Source organism: Gammaproteobacteria bacterium (assembly GCA_029862005.1).
Lineage (GTDB): Bacteria > Pseudomonadota > Gammaproteobacteria.
In genome coordinates, this window is the sequence record JAOTYD010000098.1 from 1 (window position 1) to 2,638 (window position 2,638).

Annotated in this window: 2 protein-coding genes; both read left to right on the plus strand. The window is 48.7% G+C overall.

Translation table 11 applies throughout. From position 1 onward, the window contains the following. The coding region (locus OES20_19160; GenBank protein ID MDH3636812.1) for a ribonucleoside-diphosphate reductase subunit alpha at positions 1 to 571 on the plus strand (571 nt) is incomplete at its 5' end. 31 nt (positions 572 to 602) lie between these two features. Then, positions 603 to 1,775, plus strand: a complete 1,173-nt coding sequence (locus OES20_19165; protein ID MDH3636813.1) for a ribonucleotide-diphosphate reductase subunit beta — start codon at positions 603 to 605, stop codon at positions 1,773 to 1,775. The last annotated feature ends 863 nt before the right edge of the window (positions 1,776 to 2,638 follow it).

The following is a 2,638-nucleotide window of genomic DNA, read 5'->3' on the forward strand; positions in this document are numbered from 1 at the left end:
GGTTATGAGCATTGGCATGCGTAACTCGAATACGATGGCGATTGCACCCACAGCGACGATTTCGAACATCTGCGGGGTCAGCCAGTCAATCGAACCGATATACCAGAACCTGTTTGTCAAATCGAATCTCTCCGGTGAATTTACCGTGGTCAATCCTTACCTGGTGGACGATTTGAAGCAGCAGGGCCTGTGGGACGAGGTCATGGTCAACGATCTGAAGTATTACGATGGCAGCGTACAGCACATTGATCGGGTTCCGGAAATATTGAAAGCCATATATGCGACCGCGTTTGAAGTCGATTCGCGCTGGCTGGTCGAAGCAGCATCGCGTCGGCAAAAATGGATCGACCAGGGGCAATCGCTCAATCTTTACATGGCCGAGCCATCCGGTAAAAAGCTCGACAACCTGTACAAGCTAGCCTGGGTACGTGGCCTCAAAACCACCTACTACCTGCGATCGCTCGGTGCGACCGCGGTTGAGAAATCGACAACCCAGGAACCCGAACCGACATTGGATCCTGAGCCTATAGTTTGCTCGATACTCGATCCGGATTGTGAAGCGTGTCAGTAACCAGAAGCAGATAAAAAAGTAGGAGAAATCAATGTTGAACTGGGATGAACCATTAAGCCCACAAGCACCAAGAGCAGCGGAGCCGGCGATGGAGGCACCTTTTGTGAATACGGAGCCAGCGGTTATTCCGCGGGCACGCGAACTGCCGCCTGAAGACACCGGTGCCGGTGAAACATCCCAACCTACTGATCCGCAGTCGGCCAAGCCGGTAAATCCCGAAGATAAACGGGTTGTTAACGGTCTTACCGACATCAACCAACTGGCACCGTTCAAGTACCCCTGGGCCTGGGAATACTTCCTCAATGCCAACAAGAATCACTGGACTCCGCTTGATATAAACATGACCCAGGATGTGCATGATTATCAACACAAGCTCACGCTCGAAGAACGGCATGTTTATGAAAACGTACTGTCCTATCTGACAACGTCCGATATTCTAGCGATGCGCAATATCGGGCTGGCGGTGATGGAAAAGATGACCGCACCCGAACTACAGATTTACCAGGCGCGCCAGGTTTACGAAGAATCCATGCATACCTGGACCTACCAGCACTGCATCGAATCCCTGGGTCTCGATCAGGGTGAGATTTACAACCGTTACCGCGTGGTTCCGGAAATTCACCGCAAGATCCAGATGTGTAACAAGCGCCTTGACTCGGTGCTGCGCCCGGACATCGATCTGCGGGATCGTGACGAGCTCGAAAACTTCGTGCTCGCCTATACCTTTTTTGCGGGTGTGTTCGAAGGCACCTGGTTTTACAATGGTTTCAGCCCGATTTTTGCGTTGCAGCGACGCGGATTGATGAAAGGAACCGCAGAGCAGTTTCAGTACATCATGCGCGATGAAGTATTGCACGCCTCTTTCGGAATACGCGTCTGCAAGCAGATCGTACTGGAAGAAAATATCAAGCTCGATCCAAAAGTGATTCAGCAAATGTGGGACGAAGCAGAAGCCGCGGAAATGGAATACGCCAATTTTCTATTGCCGGATCCAATTCTGGGTTACAGCGCTGAGGACCATATCGCGCAATTTCGCTTCATTGCCAATCGCCGTGCCAACAAACTAAGCCATGCGATCCCGTTTCCGGGCGCCGAAAACGCGTTACCGTGGCTGGATGAGCAGGCTAACCTGAAAAAGGAGAAAAACTTTTTTGAGACCCGCGTGACCGAGTATCAAACCGGTGGCGCATTGAACTGGGACTAGCATTAACCGAATCAGAGTTACACGCGCTCTTCGGTTGTAACCTTCGGCCAGGATACCGGGATACCCCATATTCCGTTACCTGGCCATTTTTTTGCCGACGATAATAAAAATTCAGTTAGACAAACTGCCCAAGCTAACTCACAACCATCCTGAACCAGCAACAGCAAACAGCACCAAACAGTAAATATAGATCCTGCCCTGCTTAAATAGTTTTTCACTTGTACTGGTGTCTAACTGTGTTAGTTTGTTTACCGAATACTAATGCTCAATTTTAATCTATGGCCGAAAAATCTACTGGAACAGGTAGCTCCGGCAGAACTCAGGGTAGGCTGGCCGCAGTTTTTGCCATCTTCACGTTTATTGCTTGCAACGGAATGGTAATCTTGATTGCAGCATTCTCTATCATCGGAATCTCTGTCTCGATCAATCCACATATTCAGGCCGCGGCTATATCATTTTTTTTCCGTCACAACACTTGCGCTTGTTTTTAGGGAATTTATAAAGAATAGGATTATCAGCCCACTTGTCCTTGCCACCTTGGCAACTATCATAATAATTGGAACTATGTACATCCACTTCAACGAAATTATTGCATCTTTCGGTTTGCTCACGCTCTTGATTTCAGCCTTGTGGAGCTGGCAGGCTGGCCGAAAGTATTGTATGGGCAGAACAATTAGTTAATCGTTAACCTGGCCCCGAAAACGGACGCTCAGCAACGATCGATGGGAGTCGGCTAACGACCCAACTGAGACGCTCGATACTAACCAAATCCTATACATGCTTTTTATACCGACCTGATACACATCAAAGACAATCGATTTTTTAGTATTAGTATACGAGTGATATGGCATTTATACCTTTTG

Excerpts from the sequence above, each read along its gene's own strand:
- OES20_19165 (MDH3636813.1), top strand. The coding sequence starts at position 603 with ATGTTGAACTGGGATGAACCATTAAGCCCACAAGCACCAAGAGCAGCG.